General features: G+C 60.8%; 17 protein-coding genes. 7 read left to right on the top strand and 10 right to left on the bottom strand.

Features of this window, described 5'->3' with window-relative positions; translation table 11 throughout:
* The 6 genes from ccoO (KVG91_RS05160) to ccoN (KVG91_RS05135) form a co-directional block, all read right to left on the bottom strand.
* Positions 1-609 carry a cytochrome-c oxidase, cbb3-type subunit II gene (gene ccoO, locus KVG91_RS05160; protein WP_003193167.1) on the bottom strand — a complete coding sequence of 203 codons (609 nt, stop codon included), beginning with the start codon at positions 607-609 and terminating at the stop codon, positions 1-3.
* On the bottom strand, positions 609-2,051 hold the full coding sequence (ccoN, locus tag KVG91_RS05155; protein WP_217894875.1) for a cytochrome-c oxidase, cbb3-type subunit I: 1,443 nt from the start codon (positions 2,049-2,051) through the stop codon (positions 609-611). Before ccoN (KVG91_RS05155) ends, ccoO (KVG91_RS05160) begins: the two co-directional genes overlap by 1 nt.
* Positions 2,052-2,510: 459 nt before the next feature.
* Entirely contained in the window at positions 2,511-3,458 is a 948-nt protein-coding gene (gene ccoP, locus KVG91_RS05150) for a cytochrome-c oxidase, cbb3-type subunit III (RefSeq protein WP_169375194.1), read from the bottom strand.
* A complete protein-coding gene (locus tag KVG91_RS05145) occupies positions 3,455-3,655 on the bottom strand; it encodes a cbb3-type cytochrome oxidase subunit 3 (protein WP_076949454.1) in 201 nt (66 codons plus the stop codon). The genes ccoP and KVG91_RS05145 overlap by 4 nt, the downstream gene beginning before the upstream one ends.
* 3 nt (positions 3,656-3,658) lie before the next feature.
* Positions 3,659-4,267 (bottom strand): cytochrome-c oxidase, cbb3-type subunit II, encoded by a 609-nt coding sequence (ccoO, locus tag KVG91_RS05140; protein ID WP_169375193.1) that lies wholly within the window; start codon positions 4,265-4,267, stop codon positions 3,659-3,661.
* A gap of 10 nt (positions 4,268-4,277) precedes the next feature.
* On the bottom strand, positions 4,278-5,702 hold the full coding sequence (gene ccoN, locus KVG91_RS05135; RefSeq protein WP_217894874.1) for a cytochrome-c oxidase, cbb3-type subunit I: 1,425 nt from the start codon (positions 5,700-5,702) through the stop codon (positions 4,278-4,280).
* Between the two features lie 79 nt (positions 5,703-5,781).
* Between ccoN (KVG91_RS05135) and KVG91_RS05130 the strand changes: the two genes are divergently transcribed.
* Positions 5,782-6,474, top strand: coding sequence for an alpha/beta family hydrolase (locus tag KVG91_RS05130; RefSeq protein ID WP_169376872.1), 693 nt, complete (start codon positions 5,782-5,784; stop codon positions 6,472-6,474).
* Between the two features lie 304 nt (positions 6,475-6,778).
* On the opposite strand, the gene KVG91_RS05125 is transcribed toward KVG91_RS05130, so the two are convergent.
* A complete protein-coding gene (locus KVG91_RS05125; protein WP_169374422.1) occupies positions 6,779-8,344 on the bottom strand; it encodes a methyl-accepting chemotaxis protein in 1,566 nt (521 codons plus the stop codon).
* A gap of 528 nt (positions 8,345-8,872) precedes the next feature.
* Between KVG91_RS05125 and KVG91_RS05120 the strand changes: the two genes are divergently transcribed.
* Positions 8,873-9,757, top strand: a complete 885-nt coding sequence (locus KVG91_RS05120; RefSeq protein ID WP_169374423.1) for a DMT family transporter — start codon at positions 8,873-8,875, stop codon at positions 9,755-9,757.
* 290 nt (positions 9,758-10,047) lie between these two features.
* On the opposite strand, the gene KVG91_RS05115 is transcribed toward KVG91_RS05120, so the two are convergent.
* Positions 10,048-10,539 carry a hypothetical protein gene (locus KVG91_RS05115; RefSeq protein WP_169374424.1) on the bottom strand — a complete coding sequence of 164 codons (492 nt, stop codon included), beginning with the start codon at positions 10,537-10,539 and terminating at the stop codon, positions 10,048-10,050.
* Positions 10,540-10,689: 150 nt separating this feature from the next.
* The gene (locus KVG91_RS05110) at positions 10,690-11,574 is read right to left on the bottom strand and encodes a DMT family transporter (protein ID WP_217894873.1); all 885 of its coding nucleotides are present in this window, start codon (positions 11,572-11,574) and stop codon (positions 10,690-10,692) included.
* Between the two features lie 121 nt (positions 11,575-11,695).
* Between KVG91_RS05110 and aceK the strand changes: the two genes are divergently transcribed.
* The 5 genes from aceK (at position 11,696) to KVG91_RS05085 (ending at position 19,906) form a co-directional block, all read left to right on the top strand.
* Positions 11,696-13,405, top strand: a complete 1,710-nt coding sequence (gene aceK, locus KVG91_RS05105; protein WP_169377388.1) for a bifunctional isocitrate dehydrogenase kinase/phosphatase — start codon at positions 11,696-11,698, stop codon at positions 13,403-13,405.
* 87 nt (positions 13,406-13,492) lie between these two features.
* The gene (gene hrpA, locus KVG91_RS05100; protein WP_169377387.1) at positions 13,493-17,404 is read left to right on the top strand and encodes an ATP-dependent RNA helicase HrpA; all 3,912 of its coding nucleotides are present in this window, start codon (positions 13,493-13,495) and stop codon (positions 17,402-17,404) included.
* Positions 17,405-17,786: 382 nt separating this feature from the next.
* Positions 17,787-18,908 carry a beta-ketoacyl-ACP synthase III gene (locus KVG91_RS05095; protein ID WP_169377386.1) on the top strand — a complete coding sequence of 374 codons (1,122 nt, stop codon included), beginning with the start codon at positions 17,787-17,789 and terminating at the stop codon, positions 18,906-18,908.
* Between the two features lie 144 nt (positions 18,909-19,052).
* The gene (locus KVG91_RS05090) at positions 19,053-19,667 is read left to right on the top strand and encodes an RNA polymerase sigma factor (protein ID WP_169377385.1); all 615 of its coding nucleotides are present in this window, start codon (positions 19,053-19,055) and stop codon (positions 19,665-19,667) included.
* On the top strand, positions 19,661-19,906 hold the full coding sequence (locus KVG91_RS05085) for an anti-sigma factor family protein (RefSeq protein WP_169377384.1): 246 nt from the start codon (positions 19,661-19,663) through the stop codon (positions 19,904-19,906). Before KVG91_RS05090 ends, KVG91_RS05085 begins: the two co-directional genes overlap by 7 nt.
* Positions 19,907-20,012: 106 nt before the next feature.
* Here KVG91_RS05085 and KVG91_RS05080 read toward each other — a convergent pair whose 3' ends face one another.
* The gene (locus KVG91_RS05080) at positions 20,013-21,365 is read right to left on the bottom strand and encodes a putative porin (RefSeq protein ID WP_169377383.1); all 1,353 of its coding nucleotides are present in this window, start codon (positions 21,363-21,365) and stop codon (positions 20,013-20,015) included.
* Positions 21,366-21,559 lie beyond the last annotated feature (194 nt).

Here is a 21,559-nt window from a genome sequence, read left to right as displayed (position 1 = left end):
TCACCGTTTGCTTTTGATGATGGTGCCCAGGCCCTGCAGGTAGGCCACCAATGCGTCCATTTCGGTCTTGCCCTTCACGGCGGCGGCCGCACCGGCGATGTCTTCGTCGGTGTAGGGCACGCCCAGGGTGCGCAGCACTTCCATCTTCTTGGCGGTGTCCTTGCCGTCGAGCTTGTTTTCCACGAGGAACGGGTACGCCGGCATTTTCGATTCAGGCACGACGTTGCGTGGGTTGTACAAGTGCGCGCGTTGCCAGTCGTCGGAGTAACGACCGCCGACACGGGCCAGGTCCGGGCCGGTGCGTTTGGAACCCCACAGGAATGGGTGGTCCCACACGCTTTCACCGGCGACCGAGTAATGGCCGTAGCGTTCGGTTTCGGCACGGAACGGGCGGATCATCTGCGAATGGCAGCCGACGCAACCGTTGGCGATGTAGACGTCGCGCCCTTCCAGTTCAAGGGCGGTGCGGGGCTTCATGCCTTCGACCGGTTTATTGGTCACGTCCTGGAAAAACAGCGGCACGATCTGGGTCAAGCCACCGATACTCACGGCAATAACCATGAAGAAGGCCAGCAGACCGATATTCTTCTCGACGACTTCATGCTTCATCAGTGGGCTCCCACAACGGCAATCTTGGCGGCGGCTTCAGCCTGCGCAGGGTCGGAAGCACGCACCGTGCGCCAGACGTTGTAGGCCATGAACAGCATGCCGGTGGCAAAGAACGCACCGCCCAGGGCGCGGACGATAAAGCCCGGGTGGCTGGCTTGCAGTGCTTCGACGAAGGAGTAGGTGAGGGTGCCGTCATCGTTGATCGCACGCCACATCAGGCCCTGGGTGATGCCGTTGACCCACATCGAGGCTATGTAGAGCACGGTGCCGATGGTGGCCAGCCAGAAGTGCGTGTTGATCAGCGCGACGCTGTGCATCTGCGCACGGCCGAACAGTTTGGGGATCATGTGGTACAGCGCGCCGATTGAGATCATGGCGACCCAGCCGAGCGCGCCGGCGTGTACGTGGCCGATGGTCCAGTCGGTGTAGTGGGACAGCGAGTTGACGGTCTTGATGGCCATCATCGGCCCTTCGAAGGTCGACATGCCATAGAACGCCAGCGAGACCACGAGGAAGCGCAGGATCGGGTCGGTGCGCAGCTTATGCCAGGCGCCCGACAGGGTCATCATGCCGTTGATCATGCCGCCCCAGCTTGGCGCCAGCAGGATGATCGACATCGCCATGCCCAGGGACTGCGCCCAATCCGGCAGCGCGGTGTAGTGCAGGTGATGCGGGCCTGCCCAGATATACAGAGTGATCAGCGCCCAGAAATGCACGATGGACAGGCGATACGAGTAAATAGGACGTTCGGCCTGCTTGGGCACGAAGTAGTACATCATCCCGAGGAAACCGGTGGTCAGGAAAAAACCTACAGCGTTATGCCCGTACCACCACTGGATCATCGCATCCGTCGCACCGGAATAAGCCGAGTAGGACTTGAACAGGCTGACCGGCAACGAGGCGTGGTTGACGATGTGCAGCATCGCCGTGACCAAAATAAAAGCGCCGTAGAACCAGTTGCCCACATAGATGTGCTTGGTCTTGCGCTTGACAATGGTGCCGAAGAACACCACCGCGTAGGTCACCCAGACAATGGCGAGCAAAATGGCGATGGGCCATTCGAGCTCGGCGTATTCCTTGGTGGTGGTGTAACCCAGCGGCAGGGTGACGATGGCGCCGAGGATGACGGCTTGCCAGCCCCAGAAGGTGAAGGCCGCAAGGCTGTCGGAGATCAGTCGCGTCTGGCAGGTTCGCTGCACGACATAGTAGGAGGTGGCAAACAATGCACATCCGCCGAAGGCGAAGATCACCAGGTTGGTGTGCAGCGGGCGCAGGCGACCGAAGGTCGTCCATGGCAAGCCGAAATTCAATTCCGGCCAGACCAGTTGCGAGGCGATGAACACCCCGAGCCCCATGCCAAGGATCCCCCAGACCACCGTCATGATGGCGAACTGGCGGACTACCTTATAGTTATAAGCAGTCGGACTGATTGCTGTGCTCATTCTAAGGTTCCACGGTTTAGTTTTTTTATAGGTAAAAATCGGCCGCAAGTATGTAGAAAGCGAGGGGCCAATGCAACGCAACGCTGACGTGCGTCAAGGCGTTCCACGCCAGATTCTGCGCCCTTTCCATGTTTGATGTAAGGACAAATCACAAAATCGAAAGCTGATCGAGTGGACAGGAATTTTTTCGGGTCGCAACGGCGCTTGTCGCGCACGCCGGAACCGCTCCGCTTGCAGGGAAGCGTAGACCCGAATGGCGCAGGGGGAAAGGTGTGCTTTGGAAGGGTGCGACACTGGGTCGCGCAGTATCAACCCACTGTAGGAGCGAGCTTGCTCGCGAAGAGCTCAAGAGCGCCGCGTTCATTCTGGATGAACGCGGCATCCTCAGGTTCTTCGCGAGCAAGCTCGCTCCTACAGAAAGGCCGGTTGCCTCCCCTGATCAGGCGAGGCAATCGGAGGTTATTGGGCTTGGCTTTCCGGCGTTGCGCCATCTGCGTTGTGGGACAGGCTGTAAACATAGGCCGCCAGCAGGTGCACCTTGTCATTGCCTTGCAGCACTTCCTGCGCGGGCATCTGGCCTTGGCGGCCGTGACGGATGGTCTGCTGCAGCTGCGCCAGGCTGGTGCCGTAGATATAACCGCCCGGTTTGGTCAGGTCGGGTGCACCCATGGCTTGCATGCCGTGGCCTTCAGCGCCATGGCAGGCGACGCAGGTGGTGGTGAATGCCGCTTGGCCTGCCGCCAGGTCGGCGCGGCTGTCGGCCGGCAATGGCAGCTTGGCCAGGTCATGACGCACATAGGCGGCGACGTTTTTCACACCCTCGTCGCCGAGCATGTCACCCCAGGCCGGCATTGCCGCGTGACGGCCGTTGAGGATGGTGGTCTTGATCGCTTCGGCCGAACCGCCCCAGCGCCAGATGTTGTCCGCCAGGTTCGGGAAACCAAACGCGCCCTTGGCGTCCGAGCCGTGGCACACCGCGCAGTTGGAGGCAAACAGGCGGCCGCCCATTTTCAAGGCTTGCGGGTCTTTGGCAACCTCTTCCACCGGCATGGCCGAGAACTTGGCAAAGATCGGTCCGAACCTGGTGTCGGCCTTGGCCATCTCCTTGTCCCACTCCTTGGCCGAGGTCCAGCCGTCTTCATAGCCTGGCAACACGCCCTTCCAGTTGCCCAGGCCCGGGTAGAGGATCAGGTAGCCGACCGCAAACACCAGGGTGCCGGCGAACAGCATGAACCACCACTGGGGCAGCGGGTTGTCGTATTCCTCGATCCCGTCGAAGGCGTGGCCCATGGTCTGGTCGACGCTGCCCTTGGTCTCGCCCTTGCGGGTGCCGATCAAGAGCCAGGTCAGGCCGATCAGGCTGCCGAGGGTCAGTACGCAGATCCATGTACTCCAAAAAGTGGTCATGGCCGATTGCTCCTTGTTGCAGGCTCTTGGTGGGCGTCGGATGGCGCAGGTTCGTCGGCGAAGGGCAGCAGGCGCGCTTCCTCGAATTCCGCATTGCGCCGGTTGTTGAATACCCACAGCGACAGGCCGATAAAGGCGATGGCGACCACCAGCGTGCCGAGGCCGCGGATAGTGCCCGCATCGAATTCAAATCCCATGGCTCACCTCTTGCTTTTGATGGCGGTGCCGAGCACTTGCAGGTACGCGACCAGCGCGTCCATCTCGGTCTTGCCCTTGAGGCTGGCGACGGCGCCCGTGATGTCGTCGTCGGTGTAGGGCACGCCAAGGGTGCGCATCACTTTCAACTTGGTCTCGGTGTGGCTGTTGTCGACGGCGGCGGTGACCAGCCAGGGGTAGGCCGGCATTTTCGACTCGGGCACCACGTTGCGCGGGTTGTACAAGTGCGCGCGGTGCCAGTCGTCCGAGTAACGCGCGCCGACGCGCGCCAGGTCCGGCCCGGTACGCTTGGAGCCCCACAGAAAGGGGTGGTCCCACACGCTTTCACCGGCGACCGAGTAATGGCCATAGCGCTCGGTTTCGGCGCGGAACGGACGGATCATCTGCGAGTGGCACTGCACGCAGCCTTCGCGGATGTAGATATCACGGCCTTCCAGTTGCAGCGCGGTGTAGGGCTTCATGCCTTCCACCGGCTTGTTGGTCACGTCCTGGAAGAACAGCGGGACGATCTGGGTCAGGCCGCCGATGCTCACGGCAAGCACCATGAGCAGCATCAGCAGGCCGACGTTCTTTTCAATCGTTTCGTGTTTCATCACAGACTCCTCAGGCCAGCTGCGCGACAGGGACGGCTTCGACGGGCTGTGCCGAACGCACGGTGCGCCACGTGTTGTAAGCCATCAGGAACATGCCGCTGAGGAAGATCGCACCGCCCACCAGCCGCACGATGAAGCCAGGGTGACTGGCCACCAGGGTTTCGACGAAGGAGTAGGTCAAGGTGCCGTCTTCGTTGATCGCACGCCACATCAGGCCCTGGGCGATGCCGTTGACCCACATCGAGGCGATGTAGAGCACGGTGCCGATGGTCGCCAGCCAGAAGTGCGCGTTGATCAGGCCGAGGCTGTGCATCTGCTCGCGGCCGAAAACTTTGGGGATCATGTGGTACAGCGCGCCGATGGAGATCATCGCCACCCAACCGAGGGCGCCGGCGTGTACGTGGCCGATGGTCCAGTCGGTGTAGTGGGACAGCGAGTTGACGGTCTTGATCGCCATCATCGGGCCTTCGAAGGTCGACATGCCGTAGAACGCCAGCGAGACCACGAGGAAGCGCAGGATCGGGTCGCTGCGCAATTTATGCCAGGCGCCCGACAGCGTCATCATGCCGTTGATCATGCCGCCCCAGCTCGGTGCCAGCAGGACCAGTGACATCACCATGCCCAGGGACTGCGCCCAGTCCGGCAGCGCGGTGTAATGCAGGTGATGCGGGCCTGCCCAGATGTACAGGGTGATCAATGCCCAGAAATGCACGATGGACAAGCGATAGGAATACACCGGACGCTCGGCCTGCTTCGGCACGAAGTAATACATCATGCCGAGGAAACCGGCGGTGAGGAAAAAGCCTACCGCGTTGTGCCCATACCACCACTGCACCATGGCATCCGTCGCACCGCCGTAGAGGGAGTAGGACTTGGTCAGGCTGACCGGGATTTCCAGGTTGTTGACGATATGCAGGATCGCCACGGTGAGGATGAACCCGCCGAAGAACCAGTTGCCGACATAGATGTGCTTGGTATTGCGCTTGGCCACAGTGCCGAAGAACACGATGGCGTAGGCCACCCAGACAATGGTGATCAGAATGTCGATCGGCCATTCCAGCTCTGCGTACTCCTTGGAACTGGTGTAGCCCAGCGGCAGGCTGATCGCGGCCAGCAGGATCACCAGCTGCCAGCCCCAGAAGCAGAACGCCGCCAGTTTGGGCGCGAACAGCTGGGTCTGGCAGGTGCGTTGCACCGAGTAGAAGGAGCTGGCAAACAGTGCGCAGCCGCCGAAGGCGAAGATCACCGCGTTGGTGTGCAGCGGCCGCAGGCGCCCGAAGCTGGTCCAGGGCAAATCGAAATTGAGTGCAGGCCAGACCAATTGGGCGGCGAGAAAAACCCCGAGCCCCATGCCGACGATGCCCCACACCACCGTCATAATGGCGAATTGGCGGACCACCTTGTAGTTATAGGCGGTACTTAAAGTAGTGTTCATGGTTCCCCATCCACGGTTCAACCCAAGCAGATGCGGCACTTGGGCTGGAGTTATAGGCAGACTAAAAAGCGAGGCAAGCATGGGCAAAGAGCACAAGGCCAGTATTGACGGGGATCAATGGGCGCAGCGTGCGCGGGAACACGGGTGGCTGTGGGATGTCGCGTCGGGCAAGCGAGCGGGCGAAGCCGTCACGCTGATCCTGGCCCACGGCGCCGGTGCACCGATGGATTCAGTCTTCATGAATGACATGGCTGCACGCCTTGCCGGGCATGGCGTGAACGTGTTGCGCTTCGAGTTTCCGTACATGGCCCAACGCCGCGCAGACGGCGGCAAGCGCCCGCCCAACCCGGCGCCGAAACTGCTGCAAGCGTGGCGCGAGGTGTATGCCGAAGTGCGACGTCATGTCGCGGGCAAGCTGGCCGTTGGTGGCAAGTCGATGGGCGGGCGCATGGCCAGTTTGCTCGCCGACGAGCTACATGCCGATGGGCTGGTGTGCCTGGGGTATCCGTTCTATGCCGTGGGCAAGCCGGAAAAACAACGGGTCGAACATCTCGCCGGGTTGCAGACGCCGACGTTGATTGTGCAAGGCGAGCGTGATGCGCTGGGCAATCGCGCGGCGGTGCAGGCGTATGCGCTGTCGCCGAGCATCGAAGTGATGTGGCTGGTGGCGGGGGATCATGACTTGAAGCCGTTGCAGGCTTCAGGGTTCAGTCATGAGCAGCATCTTGAGGCGGCGGCGGTGAAAGTGGCTGGGTTTATTGCAAGCCTTTAGGGCCCCATCGCAGCATAGGTATCTACACAATTTTCAGAGGCTGACAAATCTCCGTGTAGTGAGCGGGCTTGTCCCGCGCTGGGTGGCGAAGCGGCCCCAAACCAGGCGGATTGAGTTTGTCTGAAACTGCGCGGTGTCTTTATTGGGGCGGCTTCGCCACCCAGCGCGGGACAAGCCCGCTCACTACAAAAATGTGTAGATACCTATGCCCATCGCAGGCAAGCCAGCTCCCACATTCGAGTGGGTTCACACGTCAAAATGTGGGGGCGGCGGTGCGACGATTCGACTTGCTCGCGAAAGCGGTCTACCGGTTAAACCGCTCCACCAGCGAATACTGGGTATTGGCGGTATGCGTCAGCTCTTCACTCAACTGCGCCGAGCTCATTGCCTGTTCCGACGTCTGGTCCGCCAACAGCGCAATGGTGCTGATGTTACGGCTGATTTCTTCGGCCACCGAGCTTTGCTCTTCGGTTGCCGCCGCGATCTGGGTGGTCATGTCGGTGATGTGCGCCACCGCTTCGCTGATGCCCACCAGCGCCTGGTCCGCCTCCATCACCCGTGCCACGCCTTCTTCGGCCTGGCGATGCCCGGCGTCCATGGTTTGTACGGCAGCGGCAGCCGTCTGCTGCAGCTTGGCGATCAGGGCATGGATCTGCCCGGTCGATTCGGCAGTGCGTTGCGCCAGTTGACGCACTTCGTCAGCGACCACGGCAAAGCCGCGGCCCATCTCGCCGGCACGCGCCGCCTCAATCGCGGCGTTGAGCGCCAGCAGGTTGGTCTGGTCGGCGATGCCTTTGATCACGTCGACCACGCCGCCGATTTCATCGCTGTCCTTGGCCAGTTGGGTCACGGTCACGCCGGTTTCACCCACCGCAACGGACAAACGCTGGATCGCCTCGCGGGTTTCCCCGGCGATATCGCGGCCGCGACCCGTCAGGCGGTTGGCCTCCTGGGTCGCATCGGCGGTGCGCTGCACGTGGCTGGCGACTTCCTGGGTGGTGGCCGCCATCTGGTTGACCGCGGTGGCCACCTGCTCGGTTTCCACGCGCTGGCGTTCCAGGCCGCTGGAGCTGTTATGCGCCAGGGTGTTGGACTGCGCGGCCTGGGCGTTGAGGTGTTCGGCGGTGTCCTGCAAGCGCGTGAGGCAGGTCTTCAGGCGGGCTTCCTGGCTGAGGATCGACATCTCCAGCCGCGCCTGGGCACCACGGCTGTCGGTGTACATCTGCGCGATCAGCGGGTCGGAGGTGGTCTGCTCGGCCAGGCGCAACAGGCGCTTGAGGCCGCGCTGCTGCCAGCTCAGGCCCAGCAGGCCGAGCGGTACCGACAGCCCCGCCGCCAGGGCAAAGCCCCATTGCGAGGTCAGCGTGGCGCCGATCATGAAGCTCAACTGGCTGATCAGGATAAACGGCAGCCAGTCCTGCAACACCGGCAACCATTTGTCCCGCTGGGGAATCGCCGACTTGCCCTGGTTGATGCGTCGGTAGAGCGCTTCGGCACGACGGATCTGCTCGGCGGAGGGCTTGATGCGCACCGATTCGTAGCCGACCACCTGGTTGCCTTCGAAGACCGGGGTCACATAGGCGTTAACCCAGTAGTGATCACCGGTCTTGCAGCGATTCTTGACAATGCCCATCCATGGCAAGCCTTGTTTGAGCGTGGACCACATGTGCGCGAACACCGCCGCCGGAACATCCGGGTGCCGCACCAGGTTGTGCGGGGCACGGACCAGTTCGTCGCGGGTGTACCCACTGATCTCGACAAACGCGTCGTTACAGTAGGTGATCACGCCCTTGGCATCTGTGGTGGAGATCAACCGTTGCTGAGCGGGGAAGGTACGTTCGCGCTGGGTAACGGGCTGGTTATTACGCATGATTGTTCAATCCGCAAGGCTTTCAGGGGTTGTCGGCCGGAATACGCTTTTATTTAACTTATTTTTGCAACAATCGGCCGGTCAATGAGCACTCACAGCCATCATGGACAGACCTTGGAAAAAATCCGCGCGGCATTATAGCGACCAGCCCTGCAGGGCCCACATGAAAACGCGTCCACGCACAGCGCGTGGGTTAAGTGTTTGCAAAACGTACCAACGGCTGGTTATAGTCCAGACCTCTTCATCCTTCACACAAGATCAGCCCATGCCAGCTTTCCAGCGCATAGCGGTAGTCGATTCAGCGTCCAACGCTGTGGTCGTGCCGTGCGGGAACCGGCAGCCTGCGCAGATCAGTCACTACCCCCCACCTGTCAGTAGCACGCCGGTGTACGCAGTCGTATCACCGCCGGGTGTTGGCTTTTCGGGCTGATCAGCTGATTGCTGTGCCCGTCTGCCCGCCTGAAAAAAACCTACTGAGTTTCAGCAACTGCTGAATCGGCTTTTTTTGCCTGATTACAGGTGGTATCCATGTCTGTTTTTTCGAAACACTCCGTGGCCGCGGCGGCCTCGACGAGCCTGTTTGTCTTGCTGTGGAGCAGCGGGGCGATTTTCTCCAAGTTGGGCCTGGCCCATGCTTCGCCCTTTGCCTTTTTGTTGATTCGTTTTGCCATCGCCCTCGCGGGCCTGGTGGTGCTCGCACCGATCCTCAAGCTGAAACCGCCGCGTCCCGGCAAGCCCATGTTGTATGCAGCGGCGACCGGCTTGGTATTGTTGGGGGCGTATCAGATTTTCTATCTGCTCGCCCTGGACCTCAAAGTCACCCCTGGCATGATGGCAACTATCATGGGCGTCCAGCCGATCCTCACCGTGGTGCTGATGGAGCGTCAGCGCTCGTTCAGCCGTTTGTTCGGCCTGGGCCTTGGGTTGGCGGGGTTGATCATGGTGGTCTATCAGGGCATCGGTTTGTCCGGCATGTCCCTGGCGGGGATGGTATTCGGGCTACTGGCCCTGGCAAGCATGACCTTCGGCTCGATCATGCAGAAGCGCATCACCGACAACCCCTTGGGCACGCTGCCGGTGCAGTACCTGGCCGGGCTGTTGCTGTGTTCGGTGTTTGTGCCGTTCCAGCCGTTCCATTTTGAGCACAGCAGCGGTTTTTACCTGCCGGTGCTGTGGATGGGGCTGGTGGTGTCGGTGCTGGCAACGCTGTTGCTGTACCGCCTGATCGCCCGGGGCAACCTGGTGAATGTCACCAGTCTGTTTTACCTGGTGCCGGCGGTGACGGCGGTGATGGACTACCTGATCTTTGGCAACAAGCTCGCCGTGCTGAGCCTGTTGGGGATGGGGTTAATCATCATCGGATTGGCGTTTGTGTTTGCTGTGAGCGGGCGTGCACCGAGCCGGGCTGCATAGCAGCCTATAAAAAAAACTGCATTTTTTCGGCATGAGGCGGCGCCACACGGTGGCGCCGCCTTGCAAGGGCTCCATACCCTCTGCTTACCCTGAGCCATCCCGAACCCAATGAAGCGTTTTCTGCAGGCCTGGCCCCGGCCCGCCGACGGCTTCTGGCTCGCCAGCATCGTGGCGGATTGGCTGGCGGGAACCCTACTTCACCCCTTAATGAACGGCTCTTCAGTGCTTAAGTCACAAACTTCTTTTCTTGGCTGATGGTTAACGGTTGAGGGGGTTATGGGGAGTACGTGTCAGGTGATAATGCTAACATCCTTGAGATCATAAGTGCCCGCCATAAAGAAGCGTTGAGTTGTATCGTGCTGGTTAACCATCTCGCAATCCTTGAAATCGCCGTGAATGCGCTCCTGTCCGAGTGTGCGATTAGATGTGAGGTTTAAGGTGCCACTTTCTGCATGCCAAGACCTAATGATGTTATTGATGACCAAGGCCCAAGTGACTGTTACATCTCCAAAGTTGCTAACTTGGAGTGGGCCATCGAGGCATTTGTCCTTGAATGTGATCACGATAGCTTGGTAGTTGTAAGTTTGCGAATCTACTCCGACCCTTCGAGCGATCCAGGTTGTCTCAAAAAAATCGTTGCCCATGTGTTTTTCGAAATCATGACGCTTAGGGTCTGGCAGTTGAAGTTGGCCAGTATTTTTGGTGATATCGATCGTGCCGGTGGCAAGCGTGGTTTGTTTGTTACTGCGATGGATGAGTTCATTTAGATCTTTGTTAGACATGTTATTCTCCCGGTGTGAGTGCTGTCTTTACTATTGCTGCCCCTTTATTATTCATCACTGGGAAATGCCGTCTACTGTCATTGTTGACAGGTATTAGAATCATGTTTTAATACTTTCATTTATAAAAATTGTTCTGGAAAGTTGGGCTCGCTACGGTTTTTTCGGCCGCAACACCAGCCACAGCGCCCCAGCAATAAACGCCCCGCCATACACGTGCGCCATGGACAACGGCTCGTCCAGCAGCAACGCGCCCCAGAGTACGCCGAACGGCGGGATCATGAAGGTCACGGTCATCGACCTTACCGGTCCGATGGACGTCAGCAGGCGGAAGTACAGGATGTAGGCAAACGCCGTGCATATCAGTCCCAGCCCCAGCAGCGACAACCACACCTGCCACCCACCCCAACTGGCAGGCGGCTGGCTGATCGCGCTGTAGGCAAAGAACGGCAGCAGGAATAACGTAGCGCCCAGCATACTGCCCAGCGCTGACAGACGGCTGTCCAAGCCTCCGCGCTGATCCAGCCAGCGCCGCGCAAGGAACCCGGCAAAGCCATAGCAGGTGGTCGCCAGCAAACAGGCCAGCGCACCCATCAGCAATGCCAGGTCAAACGCCACCGGCCCCGCGCGGGTCAGCACACCCACACCGAACAGGCCAAGGCACACACCGGCGATTTTTGACGGCGTGAGTCGCTCGCTGAAAAACAGCCCGCCGATCAACACGCCCATCAATGGCGTGGTGGCGTTGAAGATCGCCGAGTAACCTGCCGGCAGCACTTGGGCCGCCACCGAATACATAGTCGCGGGAATCCCGGAGTTAATCACCCCCAGCAGCAATACCGTCTTGAACTTGCCCTGGAAATCCCAGCTCACCCGCATCGCCGCCAGGATCACCAGCAACCCGGCGGCCGCGATCGACACACGGAAAAACGCCGTCGGCAGCGTGCCGATCTCCGGCGCGATAACGCGCATGAACAGGAAGCTCGCGCCCCAGATGGCGGCGAGCCCCAGCAGGTACAGGGTGTCGACAGGTCTCACGGAACACTCCCAGGTCAATAAGGCGGCGAGTGTACAGGGCCGCACAAAAAATGCCCCTTCTCCTTCTCCCCCTATACTGGCTAAGCTCAGGGCTTCCCGATGCCCGTTCGAGGTTTCCCGCATGCCGCAGTCCGCCCTCGCCATTGCCCGGATGATCCTCGAAGGTTTTGATGATTACCGTGAGCACTTCCGCCAGATCACCGATGGCGCCCGCGAGCGTTTTGAAAAAGCTCAGTGGCAACAGGGCCAGGCGGCGTCGGCGGCGCGGATCAACCTCTATGAAGAAAAGGTCGGTGAAGTGACCACGCGCCTGCGTGCGCATTTCGATGCCGCCGCATTGCTTGATATTGATCGCTGGCCGTTGGTGAAAAGCGCCTACATCCGCCTGATCGATCTGCGCTTGGACGATGAATTGTCCGAGACCTGGTACAACTCGATCTTCTGCGGCCTGTTCAGTCATGACCTGATCAGCGATGGCTGCATGTTCATCCACACCACCCGGCCCAGCCTGCGCCGGGCGCGGGCGGCGCAAACCCGCACATATGCCCCGGTCGGCAACATTGCGGACATGCTTGCGCAGGTCTTTGCAGACTTCAGGTTCAGCGAACCCTACGCCGATTTGCCCGCCGACCTGCACCGCCTCGAAGCGCAACTGCGCGAAAACCTGCCGGATTGGGTCCGTAAAGACCCGGATCTTAAAGTCGAGCTGTTCTCCTCGGTGCTTTACCGCAACAAGGGCGCCTACCTGGTGGGGCGCATTTATACCCTCGACGAACAATGGCCGCTGGTCATCCCACTGCTGCACCGCGAAGGGCAGGGCATCCAGATCGACGCGCTGATCACCGATGAAGCCGACGTGTCGATCATCTTCTCGTTCACCCGTTCCTACTTCATGGTGGATGTACCGGTGCCGGCGGAATTTATCGGCTTTCTCAAGCGCATCCTGCCCAGTAAACATATCGCCGAGTTGTACACCTCGATTGGCTTCTACAAGCATGGCAAGTCAGAGTTCTATCGCGCGCTGATCAACCACCTGGCCAGCACCGACGATCAATTCATCATGGCGCCCGGCGTGCGCGGCATGGTCATGAGCGTATTTACCCTGCCGGGCTTCAACACCGTGTTCAAGATCATCAAGGACCGCTTTTCACCCTCCAAGAATGTCAACCGCGCCACGGTGATCGAGAAGTATCGCCTGGTCAAAAGCGTCGACCGGGTCGGGCGCATGGCCGATACCCAGGAGTTCGCCGACTTCCGCTTCCCCCTGAGTAAATTCGAGCCCGAATGCCTGGCCGAACTGCTGGAAGTGGCTGCCGGCACTGTCGAGGTGGAAGGCGATACGGTGCTGATCCGCCATTGCTGGACCGAGCGGCGCATGACGCCGCTCAACCTCTACCTCGAGAACGCCAACCCGGCCCAGGTGCGTGAAGCCCTGGAAGACTACGGCCTGGCGATCAAGCAGTTGGCGGCGGCGAATATATTCCCCGGTGACATGCTGCTGAAAAACTTCGGCGTTACCCGCCATGGCCGTGTGGTGTTCTACGACTACGACGAAATCTGCTACCTCACCGAAGCCAACTTCCGTCATATCCCCGCGCCGCGCACCCCTGAGGATGAAATGGCCTGCGAACCCTGGTACTCCATAGGCCCGCTGGACGTGTTTCCGGAAGAGTTCCCGCCTTTTCTTTTCGCCGACGCCAGCCAGCGCAAGCTGTTTGATGAGCTGCATGGTGAGTTGTACAACGCGGACTACTGGAAAGGCCTGCAAGAGGCGATTCGCGCCGGCAAGGTAATCGATGTGTTCCCCTACCGCAGAAAAGATCCCCTGTAATTGCTCCCACGGTTTGGCCTGCCGGACAGGCTGCTTTTCTGCCACACTTACCGGCCGTGCATAAATAGATGACCGCCAAAGTACCTGATGACTGACCAAGCGCCCACTATCGACCAACTGCTCAACACCCTCGATCACGCCATGCTTGCCGACCGCCAGCGCTTGCGCCGGCAGTTGCTTGAACTGCGCAAGAAACCCGACGAGGGCAAGCTGGCGCAGTGGGTGGCGCGCATGCAGGCATCGTGCGCGCAGGTCACGGCGCGGCGCGCGAGCCTGCCGGTGATTCGTTACGACGACAGCCTGCCGATTGCGGCCAAGCGCGATGAGATCAAAGCGGCGCTGAACAAGCATCAGGTGCTGATCATCGCTGGCGAAACCGGCTCGGGTAAAACCACCCAGTTGCCGAAGATTTGCCTGGAGATCGGCCGCGGCCAGTTCGGCCTGATCGGCCACACCCAGCCGCGCCGGATCGCCGCGCGCAGCGTCGCCAGTCGGGTCGCTGAAGAGTTGGCCACGCCGCTCGGCGCGCTGGTCGGCTATCAAGTGCGCTTCGAAGACCAGAGCGATTCCAACACGCTGATCAAGCTGATGACCGACGGCATCCTGCTGGCGGAAACCCAAAATGATCGCTATCTGGAACGCTACGACACGATCATCGTCGACGAAGCCCACGAACGCAGCCTGAACATCGACTTCCTGCTGGGCTACCTGAAAACCCTGCTGCCGCGTCGTCCGGACCTCAAAGTCATCATCACCTCCGCGACCATCGACCTGGAGCGCTTTTCCAAGCACTTCGACGATGCGCCGATCGTGGAAGTGTCGGGCCGCACCTTCCCGGTCGACACCTGGTACCGCCCGCTGACCCTGGAGCAGGACGAGGAGGGCAACCGCGTCGAGGACGACTTGACGGTGGACCAGGCGATCCTGGCCACCCTGGACGAAATCGCCGCCTATGAGCGCAGCGAGCGGCGTAGCCCTGGCGATGTGCTGGTGTTTTTGCCGGGCGAGCGCGAGATTCGCGACGCGGCCGAGATGCTGCGCAAGGCCCAGCTCAAGCACACCGAAATCCTGCCGTTGTACGCGCGTCTGTCGCCGGCCGAACAGCAGCGTATCTTCCAGTCCCACCCGGGACGGCGTGTGGTGCTGGCGACCAACGTTGCGGAAACCTCGCTGACGGTGCCGGGCATTCGCTATGTGATCGACAGCGGCACCGCGCGCATCAGCCGCTACAGCTACCGCGCCAAGGTGCAGCGCCTGCCGATCGAGGCGATCTCCCAGGCCAGCGCCAACCAGCGTAAAGGCCGTTGCGGCCGGGTCGAGCCGGGCATTTGCATTCGCTTGTACAGCGAAGAAGACTTCATTGGCCGGCCGGAATTTACCGACCCGGAGATCCTGCGCACCAACCTCGCCGCCGTGATCCTGCAGATGCTGCACCTGCGCCTCGGCGAAATCACCGATTTCCCGTTTATCGAACCGCCGGATGGCAAGGCCATCAGCGACGGATTCAACCTGCTGCAAGAACTCTCGGCGGTGGACCGCAACAGCCAGCTCACGCCGCTGGGCCGCCAACTGGCGCGCCTGCCGGTCGACCCGCGCATGGGCCGCATGCTGCTGGAAGCCGCCAAGCTCGGCAGCTTGCAGGAAGTGCTGATCGTCGCCAGCGCCATGTCGATCCAGGACCCGCGCGAACGTCCGCCGGAGCGCCAGCAGGCCGCCGACCAGGCCCACGCCCAGTGGAAAGACGCGGACTCGGACTTCGCCGGGCTGGTCAACCTATGGCGTGGCTTTGAAGAACAGCGCCAGGCGCTTACCGCCAGCCCGCTGCGCAACTGGTGCCGCAAGAACTTCCTCAATTACCTGCGCCTGCGCGAGTGGCGCGATTCCCATCGCCAGTTGAGCCTGATCTGCCGCGACATGCAGTTGACGATCAACAAGGAACCGGCGGATTTCCCGAAATTGCACAAGGCGGTATTGTCCGGCTTGCTCAGCCAGATCGGCCAGAAGACCGAGGACGGCGATTACCTGGGCGCGCGCCAGCGCCGCTTCTGGATTCACCCCTCGTCGGGCATTGGCAAGAAACGCCCGCAATGGCTGATGACCGCCGAACTGGTGGAAACCACCAAGCTGTATGCGCGCATGGTGGCCAAGATCGACGCCGACTGGATCGAGCCGTTGGCCGGGCACCTGATCAAGAAAAACCACTTCGAGCCGCATTGGGAGAAGAAGCGTGGCCAAGTCGTGGCCTTTGAGCAGATCACCCTGTTCGGGCTGATCGTGGTCGGGCGCCGGCCGGTGCATTACGGGCCGATCGACCCGGTGGTGTCGCGCGAGCTGTTTATCCGCGAAGGCCTGGTGCGGGGCGAGATCCAGTCGCGCGCCAAGTGCCTCACGGCCAACCAGCAGTTGCTGGAGCAGCTCGACGAACTCGAAGCCAAGGCGCGCCGCCGCGACATCCTGGCGGACGAGGAGACCCTGTACGCCTTCTACGATGCGCGCCTGCCGGCGGAGATTCACCAGACCGCCACCTTCGACAGCTGGTACAAGGTCAACAGCCAGAAAGACCCGCAACTGCTGATCATGCGCGAAGAAGACGTGCTGGCCCGCGACGCCAGTGAAGTCACCGCCGCGCATTATCCGGACACGCTGCACCTGGGCGACCTGGAATTGGCCTTGAGTTACCACTTCGAACCCAACCACCCGCGCGACGGCGTGACCCTGCGCGTGCCGGCGCCGCTGCTGCCGGCCTTGCCGCCGGAGCGTCTGGAATGGCTGGTGCCGGGGGTGATCGAAGCCAAGTGCATCGCCCTGGTGCGCAACCTGCCCAAGGCCTTGCGCAAGAACTTCGTGCCGGTGCCGGACTTCGTCAAGGCTGCGCTGCAACGTATCGAATTCGGTCAGGGCTCGCTGCCTCAGGCGCTGGGCCGCGAACTGCTGCGCATGACCGGCGCGCGCGTCAGCGATGAAGCCTGGGCCGAGGCCGCGCAGCAGGTGGAAAGCCACTTGAAGATGAACCTGGAAGTGGTCGACGGCCAAGGCAAGTTTCTTGGCGAAGGCCGTGACCTGGCCGAGCTGACGGCGCGCTTTGCCGAAGCCAGCCAGGCCGCGTTGGCCGTGCCGCAGACCGCGAAGAGCCAACAGCCGGTGCAAGCCAAGGCGTTTGCCGCGGTGGCGGAAAAGACTCAACAAAAGATCGCCGGGTTGTCGATGACGGTTTACCCGGCGTTGGTGGAAGAAAACGGTACGGTCAAGGAGGGGCGTTTCTCCACGGCGGCTGAAGCGGAGTTCCAGCACCGTCGCGCATTGCAGCGCTTGCTGATGCAGCAATTGGCCGAGCCGGCGAAATTCCTGCGCGGCAAATTGCCGGGCCTGACCGAACTGGGCCTGATGTACCGCGAATTGGGGCGTATTGATGCGTTGGTGGAAGATATCCTGCTGGCCAGCCTCGACGCCTGCGTGCTTGAAGGCGAAGCCAGCCTGCCGCGCGACGGTGCTGGCCTGGCGGCCTTGGCCGAGCGTAAACGTGGTGGCTGGACCGAACAGGCCGAACGCCTGGCGCGCCAGACCCTGGAAGTGCTGAAACTCTGGCACGGCCTGCAAAAGCGCTTCAAGGGCAAGATCGACCTCGCCCAGGCCGTGGCGCTTAACGACATCAAGCAGCAACTGGGCAACCTGGTGTACCCAGGGTTTGTGCGCGAAACCCCGGCGCAGTGGTTCAAGGAATTGCCGCGTTACCTCAAGGCCATTGAACTGCGCCTGGAGAAACTGCCGAGCCAGGTACAAAAGGACCGTGTGTGGAGCACCGAGCTGGGCGGCTTGTGGGCGCAGTACGAGAATCGCCTGAAAAAGCACGCCCAGGAAGGCAAGCGCGATCCCCAGCTGGAGCTCTACCGCTGGTGGCTGGAAGAATACCGCGTGTCGCTGTTTGGCCAGCAGTTGGGCACCAAAGTGCCGATTTCCGACAAGCGCCTGAGCAAGCAGTGGAGTCAGGTAGAGCCCTGAATTCTGCCTGTCCCTTGTAGTGAGCGGGCTCGCCCCGCGCTGGGTGGCGAAGCCGCCCCAAAACCAGGCGCCTGAGTTCTGTCTGGAGAAATGCGTTGCTCCGGGTTGGGGCGGCTTCGCCACCCAGCGCGGGCAAGCCCGCTCACTACAATGAGTGTGCATCTCCCGGCTTCCACCAATAGGGTGTTTATGTGGGATAGGGCGCCAAATCCCCGGGTTTGTGGCAAACTTCGTCGCTATAAATGCCGGGATCGTCGTGAAGGGCTGCGACGCGATGGAATAAAGCGATGCCGGTTTGGTGCCTGCGGTGCGGAATCGGACTACTTACAGTTTGGTACGACGGTACCAATATCTTCTGCCTGACAGATTTAGAGGAACGACCGTGCATAACGTCGTCATCAGCGGCACCGGCCTGTACACCCCGGCCAACAGCATCTCCAACGAAGAGCTGGTGCAGTCTTTCAATGCTTACGTGCAACAGTTCAACAGCGAAAACGCTGTCGCCATCGAGCGCGGTGAGGTGCAGGCGCTGACCGAATCCAGCGCAGCCTTCATCGAGAAAGCCTCGGGCATCAAAAGCCGCTTCGTGATGGACAAAGACGGCATCCTGGACCCCCGGCGCATGGCTCCGCGCCTGCCCGAGCGCAGCAACGACGAATGGTCGGTGCTCTGCCAGATGGCCATCGGCGCCGCTGAACAGGCCCTGCAACGCGCCGGCAAGACCGCCGCCGACATCGACGGCGTGATCGTCGCCTGCTCCAACCTGCAACGCGCCTACCCGGCCATCGCCATCGAAGTCCAGGAAGCCCTGGGCATCGAGGGTTTTGGTTTTGACATGAACGTGGCCTGTTCCTCAGCGACTTTCGGCATCCAGAACGCCGCCAACAGCATCCAGCTCGGCCAGGCGCGGGCGATCCTGATGGTCAACCCGGAAGTTTGCACCGGGCACCTGAACTTCCGCGACCGCGACAGCCATTTCATCTTTGGTGACGCGGCCACCGCGGTGATCCTGGAGCGCGCCGACCTGGCGACCTCCGAGCATCAGTTCGACGTGGTGAGCACCAAGCTGCTGACCAAGTTCTCCAACAACATCCGTAACAACTTCGGCTTCCTTAACCGCACGGCGGAAGAAGGCATCGGCGCGCCCGACAAGCTGTTCGTGCAGGAAGGCCGCAAGGTGTTCCGCGACGTCTGCCCGATGGTTGCCGAACTGATCGGCGTGCATTTGCAGGAAAACCAGCTGGACGTGGCCGATGTAAAGCGCTTCTGGCTGCACCAGGCCAACCTGAGCATGAACCACCTGATCGTAAAGAAGCTATTGGGCCGCGAAGCCACCGTGGAAGAAGCCCCGGTGATCCTGGATACCTACGCCAATACCAGCTCGGCGGGTTCGGTGATTGCGTTCCACACCTACCAGGACGATTTGCCCAAAGGCTCCGTCGCCGTACTCAGTTCGTTCGGCGCCGGGTATTCGATCGGCAGCGTGATCCTGCGCAAACGCTGATCTATCGACCGCTGCGGTCAACTGTGGGAGCTGGCTTGCCTGCGATAGTATCAACTCGGTCTCCCTGACATACCGAGGTGCCTGTATCGCAGGCAAGCCAGCTCCCACAGGCATCGGGTTTGCAGAGCCAAATCGAGGTAGACAATGGCAGCAGCGGACGACGCGCACCTGCTTGAACGGCTGCTCAAGGGCGAGCAACGGGCCTACAAGGAATTGGTCACCCAATACCAAAGCGCCATGCGTGCCGTGGCCTATGCCATTGTCGGCCAGCGCCACGCCGATGAAGTCGTGCAGGATGCGTGGCTCTCGGTGGTGCGCAACCTGGCCAGATTCGAAGGGCGTTCCAGCCTCAAGACCTGGCTGTTGACCATCACCGCCAACGCCGCCAAGGGGCGCTACAAGCAGAATCGTCGCGAAGTGTTGCTCGACGACTTGCCCTCACCCCACGGCACCCTCGGTGACGACCGCTTCGCACCCGACGATGGCCACTGGGCTGTCGCCCCTTACGCCTGGCATCAGGACACCCCGGAAGCCCTGCTGACGGAGGATGAACTGCGCAAGTGCCTGGAGCATACGTTGCTGAGTTTGTCGCAGTTACAGAGCAGTGTGCTGGTGCTGCGTGAGCGCCAGGGCCTGGAGCTGGAGGAAATTTGTAATTTGCTGACGCTCTCGCTGTCCAATGTGCGTGTGTTATTGCATCGGGCGCGGCTTAAAGTCTTTGCCACGGTGGAGCATTTTGAGGAAACGGGCGAATGTTGACCTGCAAAGAACAAGTGGCACGTTCCAGTGACTATCTCGATGGGCAATTGACCTTTCGCGAGCGTCTGCTGGTGCGTCATCACCTGATGTTCTGCCCGAACTGCCGACGGTTTATGCGCCAGATGCGCCTGATGCAGGCGACGCTGAAGCTCATGCCGGAGGCGCCGGTGGAGGATGTGGATGCCTTGGCGCAGCGGCTGGCTGAAGAACGGCTCAAAGACCGCAAAGGCGGGGAATAGGCGGGCTCGCGCAGGTGGAACGGGCGGATGATGGGGACCGATCCACCACGCAAGACAGTTGCAGCTACCTCGAGCCGTCCTGGCTCGAGGCTTTCAACACTGAAGGTTAGAACTTGGCTTCTGCATCCAACTGCAGCGTGTTGGCGTTGGCATCGCGATAGCCGGTGGCGCTGGCGTAGTCGGCCTTGGTCAGGAAGTAGGTGGCGCCGATGGCGAAGTTCTTGTCGATGTCGTAGCCGACCTTGAACTTGTGACCACGTGCACCGGTGAAGCCGCCGGCGAAGTCCGAATCCGTGAAGGCGCCGACCACTGCGTAGCGCTGTACGTCGCGGTAGTTGTAGTCCAGGTTCAAGCCGAACACCTTGGATTTGGCACCGAGCAACCAGGCAGTGTCCTTGTCTTTGTCAGTGGCCTTGGTGTTTTGCACGTACTGGCCGTAGAACGACAACGGTACAGCCAGGCCGCCGATGTCGACTTGGCTGAAGCCTTCGTACAAGCGGTACTCGCTGGCATTGCCGGCAGTGGTATTGGCGACGGTTTCGCTAGGGGTCAGGCAGCCAGGGGTAGTACCGGTGGCAGTCGGGCAACGGCTGTCTTCGTCGTTCTGGAACGCGTAGACGCTGCCGCCCAGGGTCAGTTTCAGGTTGTCGGTCAGCGAGAAGCGCGAGCCCAACTGGCCAGCCGTCATGCGCAGGTCGTTGCGAAATTGCACGCCGTCGCCGTTGACGTTGTCCTTGAGGCTGTAGTTACCCAGGCTGCCGAACAGCTCGGCGCTGCTGCCCAGCGGGTATTTGTAGGTCACGGCCAGACCTTCCGGGTTGATATCGCTGTCCCAGATCACGTCGGCCATGCTCACCCAAGGCTGCAACATCTTGCCGCCGATCACGTGCAGGTTCTTGATTTGGGTCGGGTGGTAGTCGATGTAGCCCAGGTCCAGCCAGATCGACTTCTTGTTGAAGTAGCCATCCAGGTCCTGGTTGGTGGAACGAGCATCGTCGCTGCTGCCGGTGGCGACGCGGATGCCGGTGTCGACCTGCGAGTTGATTTCGGTAAACGCGCCCAGACGGGCACGAATACGATCACGGTCCTTGTCTTTACCGCCATTGTTGGGGGTGCCGTCGATCTTGATGGTCTCATGACGGAAGCGCACATCGCCCTTGAGCTGGGTCTTTGCCGCCCAGGCCAGCTTCTGGTCGAAGCTGCTCAGCTCGTTGGTCTTCTTCGCGGTGGCCGCGATCTGTTCGTTGGTCTCTTGTTGAGCTTGCCGTGCGATCTGCTGTTCTTTCTGGTCCTTGGCCAACTCGCTTTGCAGTTCAGTGTACTGCGCTGCGGTGATCTGGCCGTTGGCCTTGAGCATGTCGAGCAATTTAGCGTCGACTGCAGCGCTGGCCGGAACGCTCAGGGCCAGTAACAGGCCGCCGCACAGGACCGCCGCAGTTTTGGTGGAAGCAAGACGCATATCAATCTCCGAAAGTGAGGAGGGATGGCAAACCATCCAGGACACAACCGACCGATGACGGACGGAAAAAATAACCACCTGCTAGAATCAGGCGCTCTAAAAACAGGCGTCAGTATCGCGATGGTTTATGACGGAGCAGTGGCGAAGTAATGTCATCTAGATGACAATTTGCTTTAGCTGGAACTATTGGTTCA

This window comes from Pseudomonas azadiae, assembly GCF_019145355.1.
GTDB classification, from domain to species: domain Bacteria; phylum Pseudomonadota; class Gammaproteobacteria; order Pseudomonadales; family Pseudomonadaceae; genus Aquipseudomonas; species Aquipseudomonas azadiae.
Note: the sequence above shows the minus strand (reverse complement) of the source record. Positions and strands in the feature narration are given on the sequence as shown.

Excerpts from the sequence above, each read along its gene's own strand:
- ccoO (WP_003193167.1), bottom strand. The coding sequence starts at position 609 with ATGAAGCATGAAGTCGTCGAGAAGAATATCGGTCTGCTGGCCTTCTTC.
- ccoN (WP_217894875.1), bottom strand. The coding sequence starts at position 2,051 with ATGAGCACAGCAATCAGTCCGACTGCTTATAACTATAAGGTAGTCCGC.
- ccoP (WP_169375194.1), bottom strand. The coding sequence starts at position 3,458 with ATGACCACTTTTTGGAGTACATGGATCTGCGTACTGACCCTCGGCAGC.
- KVG91_RS05145 (WP_076949454.1), bottom strand. The coding sequence starts at position 3,655 with ATGGGATTTGAATTCGATGCGGGCACTATCCGCGGCCTCGGCACGCTG.
- ccoO (WP_169375193.1), bottom strand. The coding sequence starts at position 4,267 with ATGAAACACGAAACGATTGAAAAGAACGTCGGCCTGCTGATGCTGCTC.
- ccoN (WP_217894874.1), bottom strand. The coding sequence starts at position 5,702 with ATGAACACTACTTTAAGTACCGCCTATAACTACAAGGTGGTCCGCCAA.
- KVG91_RS05130 (WP_169376872.1), top strand. The coding sequence starts at position 5,782 with ATGGGCAAAGAGCACAAGGCCAGTATTGACGGGGATCAATGGGCGCAG.
- KVG91_RS05125 (WP_169374422.1), bottom strand. The coding sequence starts at position 8,344 with ATGCGTAATAACCAGCCCGTTACCCAGCGCGAACGTACCTTCCCCGCT.
- KVG91_RS05120 (WP_169374423.1), top strand. The coding sequence starts at position 8,873 with ATGTCTGTTTTTTCGAAACACTCCGTGGCCGCGGCGGCCTCGACGAGC.
- KVG91_RS05115 (WP_169374424.1), bottom strand. The coding sequence starts at position 10,539 with ATGTCTAACAAAGATCTAAATGAACTCATCCATCGCAGTAACAAACAA.
- aceK (WP_169377388.1), top strand. The coding sequence starts at position 11,696 with ATGCCGCAGTCCGCCCTCGCCATTGCCCGGATGATCCTCGAAGGTTTT.
- hrpA (WP_169377387.1), top strand. The coding sequence starts at position 13,493 with ATGACTGACCAAGCGCCCACTATCGACCAACTGCTCAACACCCTCGAT.
- KVG91_RS05090 (WP_169377385.1), top strand. The coding sequence starts at position 19,053 with ATGGCAGCAGCGGACGACGCGCACCTGCTTGAACGGCTGCTCAAGGGC.
- KVG91_RS05085 (WP_169377384.1), top strand. The coding sequence starts at position 19,661 with ATGTTGACCTGCAAAGAACAAGTGGCACGTTCCAGTGACTATCTCGAT.
- KVG91_RS05080 (WP_169377383.1), bottom strand. The coding sequence starts at position 21,365 with ATGCGTCTTGCTTCCACCAAAACTGCGGCGGTCCTGTGCGGCGGCCTG.